Consider the following 16,182-nt stretch of genomic DNA (forward strand, 5'->3'; position numbering starts at 1 on the left):
GATGGCCGTGAGTCGTGCTGCAAGCCGCCGTCGTGCCGAGGAGCCGGTTGAGACGCTCACCCCGCTCTGGCCGCCTGCGCCGTTTTCGGTGCCCACCGTGCCCTGGCTGGCGCCGGTCTGGCAGCGGTTAATGCGATTGCAGCAACAAGACCGCCTGCCGCATGGCCTGCTGTTATTGGGTGCGCCGGGACAGGGGGTGGTCGAATTGGCACGGCATTTCGCCGACTGGCTGCTGTGCCTGCAACCGATTCATACGCCCGGTAACGAGCGCGCCTGTGGCGTTTGTTCCGCCTGCCAGTGGCGGTTGGCCGGGAGTCATCCGGATTTGCTGTGGGTGAAAGCCGAGGCGGGCAAGGAGATTGGGGTTGATGACATTCGTGGGCTCATCGACGCCTTTGCCATGACACGGCAAGGCGCCTTGCGCGTGGCTCTGATCGAACAGGCGGAACAGATGAGCCGAAGTGCGGCCAACAGCTTGCTTAAACTGCTGGAAGAACCCCCGGTCGGTAGCGTGTTTCTGCTGACGGCAACCAGTGCGGAACGCCTGCCGGCCACCATTCGTTCTCGGGTACAGCGTTTCGCGCCCTCCGTTCCCTCGGCCGCGACACGGCAACACTGGCTCGTCGAACAGCGGGGCATATCGGCGGACGAAGCTGCGCTCCTGATTTTTCTCGGGGATTCCGGTTTGCTGGACGGGCAAGTGCCCGACTGGGATTGGCAGGGAATCGCGGAAGCTTGGCTGATGCTCTGGCAGGCGCCCGAGAAACTCCCGCTGGTCGTGCAACGCTGGCAAACCGTCCCGCGGCCTGTCCTGGCGCAATGGTTGCTGCGGCTGTGGACTGCCAGTGCACAACTTCGAGTCGGTTTGCCGAGCGACGCACCGCCCGCCTTGCTGCCGCTCTTGCGTCGTCTGGCGGCGCAGGAATCGGCCTTGGATGCGCAAAAACGGTATCGAATCCTGATGGCATTTGCCCAAACGGCCACACATCCCTTGAACGAAGAGCTGGCGCTGGAACGGTTGGCGCTCGACTTGATCCGCCAAGATTTACCCGAGCAGATCGACTGAGTCAGTCGGAGCAGCGGGATAGAAAAATTCGCGATTAGTTCCGGCAGAAATGTATTAATAAACGCTTATTTTGCTTTTGCGCGCATAAATAAGTTTGTTGTTCTACTTTTGCTGGCTGTGGTTAAATCTCGCGTTGCCGTAAATCGCGGAAATGAACACCGTGAACTCAACAGCGGTTCGCTCACAGGCAGTTCGCCTCGGGGCTGGACATGAAAATCCAATAACGGAGATCAACGAATGAATTTATCTCGTCGGGAATTCCTGCAAATGCTGGCTGCGGCGACTGCCGCCGGCATCAGCCTTGAAACGGCCCAAGCGGGCACCGGGATGCAAACGGTAGCGCGGGGCGTCAAAGTGAACCGTGCCTCCGGCAACATGTACGAAGTGCCGAAATTCGGTAATGTGCATATCCTGCATTACACAGACATCCACTCCCAGCTTGAGCCGGTCTATTTCCGCGAGCCCTCGATCAACCTGGGTATTGGCGCCCAAGAAGGCCAGCCCCCGCACATCGTGGGTGAAGCGTTCCTCAAGCATTTCGGCCTGAAGCCCAACACCCCGGAAGCGCATGCGTTTACCTGCCTCAACTATGTTGAAGCGGCAAAAAAATTCGGCAAGGTGGGCGGTTACGCGCATCTGCTGACGCTCGTCAAACACATGAAAGCACAGCGTCCGGGCGCGCTGGTGCTCGACGGGGGCGATAACTGGCAAGGCACGGGTCTCGCCCTGTGGACCAACGCGCAATGTCAGATCGATGCGATGAAGCTGTTCGGCGTCGATGTGTTCACCTCGCACTGGGAAGCAACCTACGGCAAAGACCGCATGCTGCAAGGCATCAAAGAACTTGAAGCCGCCGGCCCGCTGACCTTCGTGGCGCAAAACATCCGCAGCGAAGACTTCGAAGACCGCGTGTTCAAGCCGTACATCATCCGTGAAATGAACGGGGTGAAAGTCGCGGTCATCGGTCAGGCGTTCCCCTACACCCCGATCGCCAACCCGCGTTGGATGGTCGAAGGCTGGACTTTCGGGATCAACCCGGACGACATGCAGGATGTCGTGCACAAAGCCCGCAAAGAAGGGGCCGAGTGCGTTGTCGTGCTGTCACACAACGGCATGGATGTGGATCTCAAGATGGCCTCTCAGGTCACCGGGATCGACGCGATCATGGGCGGTCACACCCACGATGCCGTGCCGTATCCGACCATCGTCAAGAATGCCGGTGGCAAAACCATCGTCACCAACGCCGGCTCGAACAGCAAGTTCCTCGGCGTGCTCGATATGGACTTCAAAAACGGCAAACTGCAGGATTTCAAATACCACCTGCTGCCCGTGTTTGCTGACTTCATCGAGCCGGATAAAGAAATGGCCGCGCTCATCGAGAAGATGCACAACCAAGATGTCACCTTCCAGGGCAAAACCTTCAATGCCCGCAAAAAACTGGATGAAGTGGTCGCCACCAACGACAGCCTGCTCTATCGTCGGGGTAACTTCACCGGCTCCTGGGATCAGCTCCTTTGCCAGGCATTGATGGAAGAGAATGATTGTGAGATTTCTTTCTCTCCGGGCGTCCGTTGGGGTACCAGCCTGATTCCGGGCGAGCCCATCCGCTACGGCGACATGATGACCGAGGTCGGTTTGACCTACCCGAATGTGACGGTCAACGAGTTCACCGGCGAGCAGATCAAAGGCATCTGCGAAGATGTGTGCGACAACATCTTCAACAAGGATCCGTACTACCAGCAAGGCGGTGACATGATGCGGATCGGCGGCATGACCTATGCCTGCGCGCCGAATGAAAACAAAGGCAAGCGTATCAGCGACATGATGCTGAATGGCAAGCCGATTGATCCGAAGAAAAAATACAAAGTGGCCGGTTGGGCTTCTGTGCAAAAACCGGGCGAAATTCCGGGTGATACCGGCAAGATGATTTGGGATCAGGTTGAGCACTGGCTGCGTGAGCAAAAGCACATCAAACCGGTCAAGGTCAACGAGCCGCGTTTGATTGGTGTCAAAGGCAATCCGGGTATCACCACCCACTGCTGATGCGCCAGAGGCCGTCCCGAGCGGGACGGCACCGGTCACAAGCCCCCCGTTTTTCGGGGGGCTTTTTTTTTGCGTGGAGGATTTCGTCGCGCTGCCGGAGTTCAAACCTTCGGTCTGAATTGCCCGATGTCCCGATCTTTAACCATTTGATGATGAGGTTTGACCAGGCCATGCATCGCCACATATACCCCGTTCGGTGGGTTGGCCGCGATGAAGCCGAGCGCTAGTCCGAGATGGATAGCCGGTTCGATCGGGTCGATCTCGACGGGTCGCATCGATCCGGTCAGAACGACAAAGCGATTCAGTTGTGCCGCCTCCAGAGCCTGCGCCGTTTGATCGAGCGTGTCGGTGCCGTGCACGATCACAATGGGGGCATTTCGCCAGGCTTCTGGCAGGGTACGGATGACCTCGACCAATTGGGCACGGTCGGCCTCGGTGATATCTAGGCTGTCCTTATGGAGCAAGCCGACCGCATGCACGCGCAGATTGGGCTGTGCCGAGCGGAGCAAGTCCAGCACGCTGCGGTTATCCGCCGGGATTTCCAGTGCGCCATTGAGCGGGTTGTAGCGCTTATTGAAGGTGCCGCCGGTATTGATGAGAACCAGCGGCAGGCTGGGATGGGAAGATTTCATGAAGTTTTCCGTAGGTTTTGTCTGGAAGGTCCGATGCCTGCAGTATGCTTTTGCAGGGCTAATCCTTTAGAATGCGCGTTAAATTGGTGGTTCGCCTGATGTTTTGCAGGGGATGCAACCCAAGCCTTAAGCCACTGTGCGGGTGAGTCGACGCATGTCATACCGTTATCTTATTGAATCTGTCACTAAATCGGGTGCCCGTTTTCGGCCAAGCGACTGGATCGATCGTCTGGCGAGTTGGGATGCGACATTTGATCACCACCGTTTGGTGTTTTCAGAGCGTCTGCATCCGGCGGTGCTGGATGGCCAGAAAGTGCTGGCGATCGAGCCCTCGCTGAAAACGATCAACCCCGCGATGTTTGACTCGGTCTTACAGTTTGCCGAACGCAATCACCTCAAGGTGCATGTGCAGTATGACGATGGCCGGCTGGAAGAATATTCTGGTGACGCGCCTGCGGCCGACTGAACCCGGCGCCCGCCCTGATCTTTACGAGAATCATTCATGAGTGCATCTGCGCCGCGCGTTGGTTTTGTCAGCCTGGGTTGTCCGAAGGCATTGGTCGATTCCGAGCGCATCCTCACCCAGTTGCGGGCTGAGGGTTATGATCTGTCGCCCAGTTATGACGACGCCGATCTCGTGATCGTCAACACCTGTGGGTTTATCGATTCGGCGACGGAAGAATCACTCGACGCGATCGGCGAGGCGCTGGCGGAAAATGGCAAAGTCATCGTCACCGGTTGCCTGGGCGGGCGGGACGAGGGGGCGCTGATTCGTGCGCGGCATCCGAGCGTGCTGGCCATCACCGGCGCGCATGCTTATGGTGAGGTGATGGGGGCGGTGCATCAATACCTGCCGCCCCGTCACGATCCCTTCACCGATCTGGTGCCCGCACCCAAGCCCGATGCCGTGGGCGTGAAACTCACGCCGCGCCATTATGCGTATCTCAAAATCTCCGAAGGCTGCAATCATCGTTGCAGCTTCTGCATCATCCCCAGCCTGCGCGGGGATTTGGTCAGCCGCCCGATTGGCTCGGTGCTGACCGAGGCGCAAAATCTGGTCAATGCGGGCGTGCGCGAGTTGCTCGTCGTCTCGCAAGATACCAGCGCCTATGGGCTGGATACCAAATACAAGCTCGATTTTTTCGGCGGTAAGCCGGTTAAGACCCGATTCAAGGAGCTGGCGGCCGAACTGGGGCAGATGGATGCGTGGATTCGCCTGCATTATGTGTACCCGTACCCGCATGTCGATGAGGTTATCCCGTTGATGGCGGAGGGTTGGGTACTGCCCTATCTCGATATTCCGTTCCAGCATGCCAGCCCGGCGATTCTCAAGGCGATGAAGCGCCCGGCATCGAGTGAAAATGTGCTGGCACGCCTGCGTAGCTGGCGGGAAACCTGTCCAGATTTGACGCTGCGTTCAACATTCATCGTCGGCTTTCCGGGGGAGACCGAGGACGATTTCGCGCAACTGCTGGATTTTCTGGATGAAGCGCAGCTGGATCGAGTCGGCGCGTTTGCCTACTCACCCGTCGATGGAGCCACTGCCAATGCGCTGCCCAATCCGGTGCCGGAAGAGGTCAAGCAGGAGCGGCTGGCGCGATTTATGGCGCGGCAGGCGGAAATCAGTGCGGCTAAATTGCAGCGCAAGATTGGCCAGACGGTCGATGTGCTGATCGACGAGGTCGATGACGATGGCGCGATCGGTCGTAGCGCTGCCGATGCGCCGGAGATCGATGGCGTCGTGATTCTGCCGGGAATCACCGATGTTCAGCCGGGTGATTTTGTCGAAGTGACCATCACCGCAGCCGATGAGCATGATTTATGGGGCGAACCCTGCTGACGGCGCCGCCGAAAGCGATACTGTCATTTCATCGCGATACACTTGGGGATTGTGTGGCGCGCTTGGCCTGCGGACATCATCAACACACGCGGGATAATCCGCCCTGGGTTGATCGTCCCTGGGTGCGTACGGCGGCGGGGCGTGCCCGCATGATCGGCAGTTTGTTGCCCTGCGTGAAATGCCGCGACGGCCTGCCACCCGACCCGCCACCACCGCCAGAATCTTGCTTGCCCTTGACGGAGCCTGTTGATGAATAAGCCGCGTGAATTTTTGCCGCTCAATATTGCGGTGCTGACCGTATCGGATACCCGTAGCCTGGCAGACGATCGCTCCGGCGACCTGCTGGTGGCGCGTCTGACGGCCGCCGGTCATCGATTGCACGAACGGCAGATCGTTCGCGACGACAAATATGCGATTCGGGCGGTGGTTTCTGGCTGGATTGCCGCTCCCCACTGTCAGGTCGTGATCAGCACTGGCGGCACGGGCCTGACGGGGCGGGATGGGACCCCGGAAGCACTTATCCCGCTGTTTGATAAGGAAATCGAAGGCTTTGGCGAGATCTTCCGCATGGTGTCCTGGCAGAAGATCGGCACCTCGACCCTGCAATCGCGCGCCACGGCGGGGGTCGCCAATGGCACCTATCTGTTTGTGTTGCCGGGTTCGACCAGCGCCTGTGCCGATGCCTGGGACATGGTGATTGCGGCGCAGCTCGACTATCGCACCGCGCCCTGCAATATGGTCGAACTGATGCCGCGTTTGACCGAACAATAAGCGCAGCCTCATGAATCAACCCACGCGCCCGCGCGCCTTGTTCGCGGTCAGCTCTCTTGGGCTGGGTCATGCCACGCGCAGCCTGGTGGTGATGCGGCATTTCTTGTCCCAGGGGTATCAACTCACGGTGATTTCCACCGGCAACGCCTTGGCGTTCTTGCGCATGGAGTTGGCGGACGCCTCGGTCGTTTTCGAGGACTGGCCGGATTACCCGCCGCTGGAACGCGGGACGGGCTGGCGTTTTTATATGTATTTGGCCTGGGATCTCTTCCAGACTTGGCGGCGGATTTCCGCTGAAAATCGTCGATTCGCAGCGATTGCCGCGCAGTTTGATGTGATATTCAGCGATGGCCGTTATGGCATTTTCCATTCGGCCGTGCCCTCGGTGATTCTGTCGCACCAGATTGCCTTTATTCCGCCGAAAGGCCTGCGCGAAGTGGGCTGGCTGAGCGACTGGCTGAATGTCAGCGCGCTCAAAAAATTCGACGCCATCCTGATTCCCGACTACCCCTGTCCCAGTTTGAACCTTGCCGGCAATCTGTCGCATACCCCGGTGCTGCATGGCGCGCGGCATGATTACATCGGCATCCTGTCCTCCTATCCGCCGCCGCCGCCCGAGACCGAACAGGATATTGATTTCTTGTTTGTCATTAGCGGCTATCTGCAGGAGCACAAGGGCGCTTTTGTGCGGGGTTTGCTGGAACAGGCGCGCTCGATGCCGGGGCGCAAGGTATTCGTGCTTGGCGATGCTAATGCCAACCCCGCCGATTACGCCGCCTATGAGATGCCGGATCTGACCATATATCCTCTGGCCAGTGGCGATCTGCGGCAAACCCTGTTCAATCGCGCCCGTTGCGTGGTGTCGCGGGCAGGCTATACCACGGTGATGGATCTGGTCGAGCACGATAAACCCGCGTTGCTCATCCCGACGCCGAACCAGACCGAGCAGGAGTATCTGGGTTTCTATCTGGGGGGGCTGGGCTACTTTGCGACCCGCCCGCAAACCCAGGATTGGGCGCTGCCGGATGCCGTGCAGGACATCCACCGAACCGCCCGTTTCCAGCCGCCGTGGCGTACCGCCGAATCCCTCAAGCGGATCGATGCCGTGCTCGCGCCGCTGGTGTTCAAGAATTTTTTCAGCATCATCGTTCCCGCGCACAATGAAGCAGCGGAACTGGGTCGCACGCTCGATGCGTTATTCGCCCAGCATTATCCGGCGGGGCGGTGGGAGGTGATCGTCGTCGAGAACGGCTCGACCGATGGCACCCTGGCCATTGCGCAATCGTATCTTGAGCGGGCGGAGTTACCTTGTGCGTATCGGGTCATCCAGAGCGAACGGGGCGTGTCGAACGCCAAAAATGCCGGACTGGCCGCCGTTGATCCGCAATCGCAATGGGTGGTGTTCTGTGACGCCGACACCCGTTTGTTGCCCGGAGCCCTGCTGCATTTCAACACCTGGCTCAATCGGCAGGGCGAAGGGCAGGCGGTCGGCACCACGGCCGTGCGGCCTTTCCCGGATCGCCGCTGGCGCGCGCGTGCCTGGTTCGCCCTGTATGACGGGTTGCATCGGTTCACCCGCAGCTCGTATGCCATCCAGATTGCCCGAACGCCGATCGCGCGCGGGGTCGGCTTTCATCCGGAACTCAATTTCGCCGAAGACCTGACCTTCATTCGCGAGTGCCTGCGCTACGGGCGATTTTTCTTTGTCCCCACCGAATTCGTGCAAACCTCTACCCGGCGCTTTGAGGCCAATGGCTACCTGCGCCAAAGCCTCAAGTGGTTGGTCGAAGCACTCATGCCGATGCGTTACAAGCGCCATCGCGGTTACGATGTCATTCGATGACCTGGGCTCTTTCGAGCAATTCGCCGCTTTCTTGCAGGCGCATCAACGCACGGCCTATGCCTTGCTGTTTGCAGGCGCTTTGCTCGAAACCCTGATCCCGTTCTCACTGTTCATCTTGGGGGAAGTCGTCTTTCTGGCGGGCGCCGTGCTCGCGGGAATGGGCGTGCTCAATGTCTGGGGCGTCATGGCCGCGTTGTTTGCGGGCGGAATTCTCGGCGACAACCTGAGCTACGGCATTGGCCGACGCTATGGCATCGGCCTCTTCACCCACCTGCAGCGCTGGCCCTTGATTGGCAAACAGTTTCATCCACAAAACTATGCGCGCGGGGCGGACTTTTTCGCCCGTCATGGCGCCATGGCCGTGTTCATCGCCCGATTATCCGGCCCGCTATCTTGGATCACCCCTGCATTGGCCGGCATTTTCCGGCTGGATTACGGTACCTTCCTGCGTTTCAATACCCCAGCGGTCATTATCGGCATCAGCCAGTTCATCCTCGTTGGCTATTTTTTTGGGAATTACCTGCCCCTCATCATCGGTTGGGTGCGCCGTTACGGCTGGCCGCTCGCCGCGCTGATCGGATTTATCCTTTTGTCCGCCTGGGCAATCTATCGCTTTATTCGCTGGCGCGCCGACTTAGACCGCGCAGAAGTTCGCCTGGAGCGCTTTGTTCGCGCCCATTTTGGAGTCACCGTCGGTGCGCTGATCGCTTTGATTCTGTTGATTTTTTTCTGGACTGCGCGTTGAGCCGAATCGGGGTGGGGCGGCAAATCGCGCACCGCTGTCGGTATTCGATCCCCGGTTTACCTCCTCGTTCTTCGCTTGAGTTAAGGTGCCGGACGACACGCGACGCTTTGCCGCACTGCGCGATGCGCGTAGAATCCCATTCGCGTTTGGGTGCGGGTTCCTCTCGCCGGTTGGGCAGGGGCTTGAACTTTTTCCCCGTGAATCCATCAACGCATACCCAGGGGGTGACATGGCTTCGACGCGGGTCACGAAACTCTAGGTGCATGTCGAGGGGTAGAGCCTCGTAAAAATCTGCAAAAAATTTAGTTGCCAACGACGACAACTACGCACTCGCTGCCTAAACCCCAGTAGGGTGCCGTCTGACTGAAGCCGTGCTTGTGCGTTCAGGTTCCAGGCGTCGATTCTCACAAGATCGCCAAAAAGTGCGTCCGGCGCGGATTGGTTAAAACCCTACCGGAATCGCCGTCGGTTTTCCCCGCCTGTTGGGTAGCCGCCGGTTAAAACAATCAGCAGGAAAAACATGTAGTACCGACAGCGTAGGATTTGCGGACGCGGGTTCAATTCCCGCCACCTCCACCAAAATTACTTCCGGCGAGTTCCGGAAACTTACGAAAACCCGCGATAGCTAAAGCTTCGTGGGTTTTTTGTTACATGCTGGGTTCCATTGGGTTCTGGGGGTATCCGATCCTGATTGGGGGTATTGTAGGGGTATTATGCCCGTTCCCCTGATCCAATACCCCCAGCCCGTTTCCTGTGGAGGCTAAGCCATGCCGCTTACTGAAGTAGCTATTCGCAAAACCAAGGCTGAAGCCAAGCCGATCAAGCTTTCTGACGGGCATGTATCTGCTGATCCAGCCCACGGGTTCTGTAGTAGTCGCGACTTGACCTGACAGTCGCTTCCGAAAACCCGGTAACTGTCAGATCAAGTCGCGACTACTACAGGTGATCATTCATTTATAGGGGCAATGGCATAGCGTATTACCCCAATTAAGGATACGATTACCCCATTTACGGCTCCCGAGATCCTTCATGCACTCACTCTTGCCCGACTACCTCGCCAAGCTGCGCTTTGATGCCCAGCAACTGGCGACGCTGCGCGCTCTGGGCGAGTACCGGGGTAAGCAGCAGCTGTACGTGGCACAGTCGCCGGAGGTGCTGAGCGACTTGCGGCAGGTGGCCGTGGTGGAGTCCACCGAGTCATCCAACCGACTGGAGGGCGTGGTGGTGGCGGCGCACCGGCTGAAGTCGCTGGTGCTCAAAAACGCCACACCGCAGAGCCGCTCAGAGCAAGAGGTCGCAGGCTATCGTGACGCACTGGGTCTGATCCACGAAAGCGGCGAGCAGATGCCATTCTCGGAAGGCACAGTCTTGCAGCTTCACGGCATTCTGTATCGCTACATGCCACAGCCGGGCGGGCACTGGAAAGCCACGAATAACGACATCGTTGAACGCCACCCCGATGGCAGCTCGCGCATCCGCTTCCGGCCCGTGGCGGCGCATCTCACGCCCATGGCGATGACCGACCTGATTGCACGCTACCGCACGGCGCTGGATCAACATCTGGCCGACCCGCTGGTGCTGGTTCCGCTGGCCATCCTCGATTTCCTCTGCATACATCCCTTCCCGGATGGCAACGGCCGCATGGCGCGGCTGCTGACCCTGCAGTTGCTTTATCACTTTGACTACGCGGTAGGCAGCTTCATCAGTCTGGAGCGTATCTTCGAAGAGTCGAAAGAGAGCTATTTCGAAACGCTGGAGGCCAGCTCGCAAGGCTGGCATGAAGGCGCCCACAATATTGCCCCGTGGCTCGACTACTTCTGGGGCGCACTACTGCGCGCCTACAAGGAATTCGAAGAGCGCGTCGGCACCATCGAACGCGGGCGCGGCGCCAAGGGCGACCGTGTGCGCGCCGAAATCCTCAAGAGGAACCTGCCGTTCTCGATCTCGGAAATCGAAGAGGCCTGCCCCGGCATCAGCCGCGACATGGTCCGCGTCGTCTTGCGTGCCATGAAAGCTGAAGGGCTAATCACGCCAACGGGCAAAGGTCGCGCGGCCAAGTGGGAACAGATACAGCCATCCATCGGGCCATCCGTCACGGCCCCATCGAATTCAACAGGGAAAAAGCAATGAACCCCATCGAACAACAATTCTTCAACGACCTCGAAAAAAAGCTGTGGACCGCCGCCGACAAACTGCGCTCCAACCTGGATGCCGCCGTCTACAAGCATGTGGTGCTGGGCCTGATCTTCCTGAAATATGTCTCCGACGCCTTCGAGGAACGGCAGAAAGAGCTGCGCGAGCAGTTCCAGAATCCCGATCATGATTACTACATGGCCCCGGAGGACTACGCCGACGACTACGAAGGTCACCTCGCCGCCGAGCTGGAGGTGCGCGACTACTACACCGAGAAAAACGTCTTCTGGGTGCCGCTGGAAGCGCGTTGGCAAACCCTGCGCGACTGCGCCCAACTGCCGCCCAAAGCGCCGCTGCCGTGGAACAAGCCCGGTAAGGACGAGCCAGAAGAAATGCGCAGCGTGGGCTGGCTGATCGACAACGCCATGGAGGCGATCGAGCGCGAAAACGAGAAAAAGCTCAAGAACGTGCTCAACAAAGACTTCGCCCGCACCCAGATCGACAGCCACAAACTGGCCGACTTGATCGCCCACTTCTCCAACACCGACTTCAACCGCAAGGAATACAACGGCCAGCCGCTGAGCCTGAAAAGCAAAGACATCCTCGGCCATGTTTACGAATACTTCCTCGGCCAGTTCGCGCTGGCCGAAGGCAAGAAAGGCGGTCAGTACTACACGCCCAAGAGTATCGTCACGCTGATCGTGGAAATGCTGCAGCCCTTCAAGGGCCGCGTGTACGACCCGGCCATGGGCTCAGGCGGCTTTTTTGTGCAGAGCGAAGAGTTCATCGAACAGCACGGCGGTAAGATCAACAAAGGCCAGATCAGCGTGTACGGCCAGGAAAGCAACCCCACCACCTGGCGCCTGGCCGCCATGAACATGGCCATCCGTGGCATTGACTTCAACTTCGGCGGCGCACCCGGCGATACGCTATTGAACGACCTGCACCCCGACCTGCGTGCCGACTTCGTTATGGCCAACCCGCCCTTCAACATGAAGGAATGGTGGAACGAAAAGCTCGCCAACGACCCGCGCTGGATCGCCGGCACCCCGCCGCAGGGCAACGCCAACTTCGCCTGGTTGCAGCACATGCTCTACCACCTGGCCCCGGCGGGCAGCATGGCGCTGCTGCTGGCCAATGGCTCGATGAGCAGCAACACCAATAACGAAGGTGAGATTCGCAAAAAGCTGATCGAGGACGACTACGTGGAATGCATGGTCGCACTGCCCGGTCAGCTCTTCACCAACACGCAAATCCCGGCCTGCATCTGGTTCCTCACCCGCGACAAGCGCAATGGTTTGTCGCTCAACAAAACCAAGCGCGACCGGCGCGGCCAGTTCCTGTTCATCGACGCCCGCCAGCTCGGCTACATGAAAGACCGGGTGCTGCGCGACTTCACGGTGGATGACATCAAGAAGATCGCTGACACCTTCCATGCCTGGCAACTTTCTTCTCCCTCTCCCCTTGCGGGAGAGGGTCGGGGAGAGGGGGTATATCAAGACATCCCCGGCTTCTGCTACTCGGCCACGCTGGACGACATCCGCAAGCACGAGCATGTGCTGACGCCAGGGCGCTATGTGGGCGCGGAAGAGCAGGAGGACGACGGCGAAGGCTTCGCCGACAAGATGGCGCGGCTGACGGCGCAGTTGTCCGAGCAGTTTGCTGAAAGCGCCAAGCTGGAGGGGGAGATCAAAAAGAACTTGGCGGGGTTGGGGTATTTGCTATGAAAGACGAGTATATCGCTGTTGTCGATGAAGTCTTCGACACGGAAGAAACCGAGCAGCCATTTGGAAAACGCTGGGCAAGTCAGCTACTTCGGATAAAGCCAGAGCATCTGCTTGCCTTGCAGGAGGGCAAGCTTTTAGCGATAGATGATCAAGGGGAATATGTGGTTTATCTGGAGTTGGAGAGAAAAAATCATGTCTGAATCACTCAGTTTTGATGTGCTGGAAAAAGCCATTGCAGCGCTCGAAGAGGGCCTGCGCGAACACGAGCAACATCCACAACTTCTGACCGTGCGCGATGGCGTGATTCAGCGATTTGAAGTGGCCATGGATTTGTCGCGCAAAATGATTCTGCGGGTACTCAAAGAGAAATTTGCTTTGGACGATATAGCCGCCAATAACAAAACCTTTATTCGTGAAGGTGCCAAATATGGCTTGATTGCCGATGCTGAAAGCTGGATGCGCCATCTGGAATCGAGGAACAAGACTTCACATACTTACGATCCCCCATTGGCCGCTCGCGTCTTTGCTGAAATACCGGCGTTTATTCCTGATGCGCAGGATCTCCTGAAAAGGCTCAAAAATGCCATTGCTTGATGTTCGTGCCGATCACCTGAAAATCGTTCAGGACATTCTGCAAAAGCACGTGCCTGAGCGCGAAGTCTGGGCCTTTGGTTCCCGTGCCAAGTGGCTGGCGAAAGAGTATTCCGATCTGGATTTGTGCATTGTGGGTGAAACACCGCTGAGCTTTCGCACACTGGGCCTGCTCGAAGAAGCCTTTGAAGATTCCGACTTGCCCTACAAGGTGGATGTGGTGGATTGGGCCACGACCAGTGAATCGTTCAGGAAGATTGTTGAGCGAGATAAGGTAGTGGTGCAGAAGGCTGGGCGGGGTTGGGGTATGGCTGCTGAGTGGCAAACCTGCACCCTTGGCGAATTGGGACCAATTAAGACGGGGAAAACTCCGCCTTCCTCGCTGGGTGACGGATTCGGGGGTACGGTTCCATTTCTAACACCCGGAGACATGAACGGCAAAAAGTGGATAACCGAGACAGACAGATATTTGAATGAGATCGGCCTGAATGCTGTCAGATCCTCCTTGATGCCAGCGCGATCTGTAGCGGTTTCATGTATCGGGTCTGATATGGGCAAAGCCGCTTTACTGGCTAGAGCAAGCGTGACCAATCAGCAAATAAATACGATTGCCGTGGACGAATCAAGATTCAATGCGGAGTTCGTCTATTACGACTTGTCAGTAAGGCAGCAAGAACTAAAGGCTGCAGCAAGTGGGTCTGCAACACCGATTCTGAACAAAGGCCATTTTTCTGCATTTGAAATATCACTACCACCCAGAGCAACACAAAACAAGATCGTCGGAATTCTGGGCGGGCTTGACAATAAAATCGACCTCAACCGCCGCATCAACCAAACACTCGAAGCCATGGCGCAAGCCGTCTTCAAGTCGTGGTTTGTCGATTTCGACCCAGTCAAAGCCAAGATCGCCGCCAGGCGGAACCTCGCCCCGAACCTTTCCCGGAAGGAGAGGGAGGAAAAAATACTGCGTGCCGCCATGAGCGCCATCAGCGGCAAGCCCGACGCCGAACTCGACACCCTGCCGCCCGAGCAATACCAACAACTCGCCGCCACCGCCGCGCTGTTTCCGGATGAGATGGAAGAGTCGGAGTTGGGGGAGATTCCGAGGGGGTGGGCGCCCGGCGCACTTTCTGCGGTCTGTGATTTGAACGCCGACAGCTGGAGCGCCAAGACTCTGCCTGCATCAGTGAAGTACATTGATTTGGCCAACACCAAGAATGGTGAGGTCATCGAAGTACAAACGATGGAAGGCGCGAATATTCCAAGTCGAGCCCGCCGGATTTTGAAAGATGGAGACACGATTATCGGCACCGTTCGGCCTGGCAATCGCTCCTTTGCGCTTGTTGGTGAAGCGGGCCTTACCGGGAGCGCTGGATTTGCAGTACTGCATCCCAGAAAGAGTTATCTGCGTGAATACGTGTATCTCGCCGCAACAGCAGATGCAAATATTGAGCGTCTGGCCCATCTTGCCGATGGCGGAGCCTACCCCGCAGTCCGCCCCGAGCTTGTCGTGTCCGATTCCTTACCAATACCGAGCGAGAACCTGCTACGTGAATTTCATAGGATTTCCGCACCTATGTTCGATCACGTTTTGGAAATGAGAAGAGCAAATAGGGAATTGGCCGCCCTCCGCGACACCCTTCTCCCCAAACTCCTCTCCGGCGAGTTGTCCGTTGAAAACTTATCTTCCAATTTGGAGGCCATGGCATGACCCATATTCAGAAAATTACGATCAAGGGTTACAAATCCATCGCCAAGCTGGAGGATTTTGAACTGCGCCCACTCAATGTGCTGATCGGCGCCAACGGTGCAGGCAAGAGCAATTTCATCAGCCTCTTCCGGCTGCTCAATGAAATGTATGAGCAGCAACTCCAGCTCTACATTCAAAAGCAAGGTGGCCCGGACGCTTTGCTGTATTTCGGCCGCAGCACAACGGAACGCTTGCATGCGGAGTTTTACTTTGCCAATAACGGCTACAAATTCGATTTAGTACCCACATCGGACAATCGGCTAATTTTTGAAAGTGAAGTTAGTTGGTTCAAGGGTGTTTATTACCCTAATCCTTCAAGCGTTGTATTGGGCACAACACATGCTGAATCAAAGCTGAAAGAGGCGAAGGATGGCTATTCCCCATATGTTCGGCCAGCAATCAGTAGTTGGCGCGTTTATCACTTTCATGACACCAGTGAAACAGCCAAAGTTAAGCGACAGCACGCCATCAATGACAACCTTCGGCTGAAGATTGACGCTGCGAATCTTGCAGCTTACCTGCGGATGCTGAATGAGAAATACCCGGATGAGTACGCACGGATCGTTGAAACCATTCGATTGGTTCTGCCATTCTTTGATGACTTTGTGCACCGCACGGGTGAGCCAGAGTATGTAGAACTGGAGTGGGTACAGAAGGGCCGTCCTGATACACCGCTCAAAGCGCACATGCTGTCCGATGGTAGCCTGCGTTTTATCTGTCTGGCGACGCTTCTGCTTCAACCAGTGAAATTGCTGCCCGACACCATTCTGATTGACGAGCCGGAACTGGGGCTCCATCCCTACGCCGTAAACGTCTTGGCAGACATTTTTAAACAGGTGGCAGAGGACAAGCAGTTGATTGTTTCCACGCAGTCGGTGGAACTCATCAACGAGCTGTCACCAGACGACGTGATTGTGGTGGATCAAGAAAATGGTGCCTCTACCTTCAAGCGCCTGAACGAAGCAGAGTTAAGCGACTGGCTTCAAGACTACGCGCTGGGTGAACTGTGGAAGCGCAATGTCCTGGGCGGGAGGCCGTGAT

General features: G+C 57.4%; 15 protein-coding genes and 1 other RNA gene. 15 read left to right on the top strand and 1 reads right to left on the bottom strand.

All coding sequences use genetic code 11. From position 1 onward, the window contains the following. Position 1 precedes the first annotated feature (1 nt). Positions 2-1,066 carry a DNA polymerase III subunit gene (locus VOI35_RS03470; RefSeq protein WP_407276502.1) on the top strand — a complete coding sequence of 355 codons (1,065 nt, stop codon included), beginning with the start codon at positions 2-4 and terminating at the stop codon, positions 1,064-1,066. Positions 1,067-1,303: 237 nt separating this feature from the next. After that, positions 1,304-3,109, top strand: coding sequence for a thiosulfohydrolase SoxB (gene soxB, locus VOI35_RS03475; RefSeq protein ID WP_407276503.1), 1,806 nt, complete (start codon positions 1,304-1,306; stop codon positions 3,107-3,109). 101 nt (positions 3,110-3,210) lie between these two features. Here soxB and VOI35_RS03480 read toward each other — a convergent pair whose 3' ends face one another. Continuing rightward, positions 3,211-3,741, bottom strand: a complete 531-nt coding sequence (locus VOI35_RS03480) for an asparaginase domain-containing protein (protein ID WP_407276504.1) — start codon at positions 3,739-3,741, stop codon at positions 3,211-3,213. 154 nt (positions 3,742-3,895) lie between these two features. Between VOI35_RS03480 and VOI35_RS03485 the strand changes: the two genes are divergently transcribed. The 13 genes from VOI35_RS03485 (at position 3,896) to VOI35_RS03545 (ending at position 16,181) form a co-directional block, all read left to right on the top strand. Continuing rightward, positions 3,896-4,207, top strand: a complete 312-nt coding sequence (locus tag VOI35_RS03485; protein ID WP_407276505.1) for a DUF3579 domain-containing protein — start codon at positions 3,896-3,898, stop codon at positions 4,205-4,207. A 36-nt stretch (positions 4,208-4,243) separates the two neighbouring features. Continuing rightward, positions 4,244-5,581 (top strand): 30S ribosomal protein S12 methylthiotransferase RimO, encoded by a 1,338-nt coding sequence (gene rimO / locus VOI35_RS03490; RefSeq protein WP_407276506.1) that lies wholly within the window; start codon positions 4,244-4,246, stop codon positions 5,579-5,581. Then, complete coding sequence (locus tag VOI35_RS03495) at positions 5,563-5,838, top strand: DUF3565 domain-containing protein (RefSeq protein ID WP_407276507.1); 276 nt, start codon at positions 5,563-5,565, stop codon at positions 5,836-5,838. The genes rimO and VOI35_RS03495 overlap by 19 nt, the downstream gene beginning before the upstream one ends. Beyond that, entirely contained in the window at positions 5,831-6,352 is a 522-nt protein-coding gene (gene moaB, locus VOI35_RS03500; RefSeq protein WP_407276508.1) for a molybdenum cofactor biosynthesis protein B, read from the top strand. The genes VOI35_RS03495 and moaB overlap by 8 nt, the downstream gene beginning before the upstream one ends. Before the next feature lie 10 nt (positions 6,353-6,362). Further along, positions 6,363-8,195, top strand: a complete 1,833-nt coding sequence (locus VOI35_RS03505) for a glycosyltransferase (protein ID WP_407276509.1) — start codon at positions 6,363-6,365, stop codon at positions 8,193-8,195. After that, positions 8,182-8,940, top strand: a complete 759-nt coding sequence (locus tag VOI35_RS03510) for a DedA family protein (RefSeq protein WP_407276510.1) — start codon at positions 8,182-8,184, stop codon at positions 8,938-8,940. The genes VOI35_RS03505 and VOI35_RS03510 overlap by 14 nt, the downstream gene beginning before the upstream one ends. Before the next feature lie 220 nt (positions 8,941-9,160). Then, positions 9,161-9,519: a transfer-messenger RNA gene (ssrA, locus tag VOI35_RS03515) on the top strand. 450 nt (positions 9,520-9,969) lie between these two features. Beyond that, the gene (locus VOI35_RS03520) at positions 9,970-11,070 is read left to right on the top strand and encodes a Fic family protein (RefSeq protein ID WP_407276511.1); all 1,101 of its coding nucleotides are present in this window, start codon (positions 9,970-9,972) and stop codon (positions 11,068-11,070) included. Beyond that, positions 11,067-12,800: a type I restriction-modification system subunit M gene (locus tag VOI35_RS03525; RefSeq protein ID WP_407276512.1), complete on the top strand. Its 1,734-nt coding sequence runs from the start codon at positions 11,067-11,069 to the stop codon at positions 12,798-12,800. Before VOI35_RS03520 ends, VOI35_RS03525 begins: the two co-directional genes overlap by 4 nt. Then, entirely contained in the window at positions 12,797-13,000 is a 204-nt protein-coding gene (locus VOI35_RS03530) for a hypothetical protein (protein WP_407276513.1), read from the top strand. The genes VOI35_RS03525 and VOI35_RS03530 overlap by 4 nt, the downstream gene beginning before the upstream one ends. Next, a complete protein-coding gene (locus VOI35_RS03535) occupies positions 12,993-13,394 on the top strand; it encodes a nucleotidyltransferase substrate binding protein (RefSeq protein WP_407276514.1) in 402 nt (133 codons plus the stop codon). The genes VOI35_RS03530 and VOI35_RS03535 overlap by 8 nt, the downstream gene beginning before the upstream one ends. Beyond that, a complete protein-coding gene (locus tag VOI35_RS03540; protein ID WP_407276515.1) occupies positions 13,381-15,102 on the top strand; it encodes a restriction endonuclease subunit S in 1,722 nt (573 codons plus the stop codon). Before VOI35_RS03535 ends, VOI35_RS03540 begins: the two co-directional genes overlap by 14 nt. Further along, complete coding sequence (locus VOI35_RS03545; RefSeq protein WP_407276516.1) at positions 15,099-16,181, top strand: AAA family ATPase; 1,083 nt, start codon at positions 15,099-15,101, stop codon at positions 16,179-16,181. The genes VOI35_RS03540 and VOI35_RS03545 overlap by 4 nt, the downstream gene beginning before the upstream one ends. Position 16,182 lies beyond the last annotated feature (1 nt).

The organism is Halothiobacillus sp. DCM-1 (genome assembly GCF_045689735.1).
Classification (GTDB): domain Bacteria; phylum Pseudomonadota; class Gammaproteobacteria; order Halothiobacillales; family Halothiobacillaceae; genus Halothiobacillus.

Bases quoted from the DNA above. Each gene is read 5' to 3' on its own strand.
- VOI35_RS03470 (WP_407276502.1), top strand. From the start codon at position 2: ATGGCCGTGAGTCGTGCTGCAAGCCGCCGTCGTGCCGAGGAGCCGGTT.
- soxB (WP_407276503.1), top strand. From the start codon at position 1,304: ATGAATTTATCTCGTCGGGAATTCCTGCAAATGCTGGCTGCGGCGACT.
- VOI35_RS03480 (WP_407276504.1), bottom strand. From the start codon at position 3,741: ATGAAATCTTCCCATCCCAGCCTGCCGCTGGTTCTCATCAATACCGGC.
- VOI35_RS03485 (WP_407276505.1), top strand. From the start codon at position 3,896: ATGTCATACCGTTATCTTATTGAATCTGTCACTAAATCGGGTGCCCGT.
- rimO (WP_407276506.1), top strand. From the start codon at position 4,244: ATGAGTGCATCTGCGCCGCGCGTTGGTTTTGTCAGCCTGGGTTGTCCG.
- VOI35_RS03495 (WP_407276507.1), top strand. From the start codon at position 5,563: ATGGGGCGAACCCTGCTGACGGCGCCGCCGAAAGCGATACTGTCATTT.
- moaB (WP_407276508.1), top strand. From the start codon at position 5,831: ATGAATAAGCCGCGTGAATTTTTGCCGCTCAATATTGCGGTGCTGACC.
- VOI35_RS03505 (WP_407276509.1), top strand. From the start codon at position 6,363: ATGAATCAACCCACGCGCCCGCGCGCCTTGTTCGCGGTCAGCTCTCTT.
- VOI35_RS03510 (WP_407276510.1), top strand. From the start codon at position 8,182: ATGTCATTCGATGACCTGGGCTCTTTCGAGCAATTCGCCGCTTTCTTG.
- VOI35_RS03520 (WP_407276511.1), top strand. From the start codon at position 9,970: ATGCACTCACTCTTGCCCGACTACCTCGCCAAGCTGCGCTTTGATGCC.
- VOI35_RS03525 (WP_407276512.1), top strand. From the start codon at position 11,067: ATGAACCCCATCGAACAACAATTCTTCAACGACCTCGAAAAAAAGCTG.
- VOI35_RS03530 (WP_407276513.1), top strand. From the start codon at position 12,797: ATGAAAGACGAGTATATCGCTGTTGTCGATGAAGTCTTCGACACGGAA.
- VOI35_RS03535 (WP_407276514.1), top strand. From the start codon at position 12,993: ATGTCTGAATCACTCAGTTTTGATGTGCTGGAAAAAGCCATTGCAGCG.
- VOI35_RS03540 (WP_407276515.1), top strand. From the start codon at position 13,381: ATGCCATTGCTTGATGTTCGTGCCGATCACCTGAAAATCGTTCAGGAC.
- VOI35_RS03545 (WP_407276516.1), top strand. From the start codon at position 15,099: ATGACCCATATTCAGAAAATTACGATCAAGGGTTACAAATCCATCGCC.